Here is a 1,047-nt window from a genome sequence, read left to right as displayed (position 1 = left end):
GCTGGTGGGTGCCGGTGAGCGTCGAGCAGTCCGTGGAGCAGCGCATCGTCGAGGGGGCGTCCCGGCTGCCGGGCTACGGAGCCGTGACCGGCTGGGCCGCACTGCGGTGGGCGGGTGGCGGCTGGTTCGACGGTGCGGGCCGGTGGYACGAACAGCTGCCCGTGCCGGTGATCACGGGGACGACGCACTCCCTGCGTGCGGACTCGCGCATCGTCGTCTCGCGCGAGATCCTCCCCAGGGAGGCGGCGTACCGCCATCGGGGGCTCCGCATCACGCGTCCGCTGTGGAGCGTGGCCCACGAGATGCGCAAGGCCCGGGACGCCGAGGCCGCGGTGGTGGCGTTCGAGCTCGYCGCATTCCACGACCTGGTGTCGATCGCCGAGCTGGGGGCGTACGTCGAGAGTGCCCTCGGCACGCGGCAGGGGGTCGAGCAGGTGCGTGAGGTGCTGCCCCTGCTCGAGGAGAACAGCTGGTCGCCGGCCGAGCCGGTCATGCGGCTCACCTGGATCGGGACCGGTCTCGGACGGCCCCTGGCCAACCGCCCGATCTTCGACCTCGACGGCCGCTTCGCGGGAACGCCCGACCTCGTCGACCCGGTGTCCGGAGTCCTGGGTCAGTACGACGGGGCGCTGCACCTCGCGGGTGAGGTCCGAAGCCGCGACGTCGCCAAGGACGCGGCGTACCGGGACCTCGGCCTCGAGACGGTGACGATGATGGCGGGCGACCAGGGGACGCGGGACCCGTTCGTGGGTCGGCTGGCCGAGGCCTACGCCCGTGCCGGACTCCTACCGGTGGACCGGCGCCGCTGGACCCTGGAGACACCCCCGTGGTGGACCCCGACGCACACCGTGGCGCAACGACGCGCGCTCACGCCGTACGACCGCCAGCGGCTGCTCTGGAACCGCCGCGCCGCGTGAACGTCTGGCCGGCGAAGTCGTGGGACCGCGTCCCATATCCCCCGTCGGGGTAGTTAGGGACGAGTTGGTAGGTGATTCGGCCGTTCGACCGACCAGATCGTCCCTAACTACCCCACGTGGGGGGCCGAGC

At 72.4% G+C, this 1,047-nt stretch carries 1 protein-coding gene; it reads left to right on the top strand.

Annotation, left to right across the window (positions count from 1 at the left end; genetic code table 11):
- On the top strand, positions 1-917 hold a 917-nt coding region (locus ACXJKL_RS21480), incomplete at its 5' end, for a hypothetical protein (RefSeq protein ID WP_457209019.1).
- Positions 918-1,047: the final 130 nt, after the last annotated feature.

Source organism: Nocardioides sp. P5_C9_2 (assembly GCF_054049555.1).
This window is presented reverse-complemented; position numbering and strand designations above follow the sequence as displayed.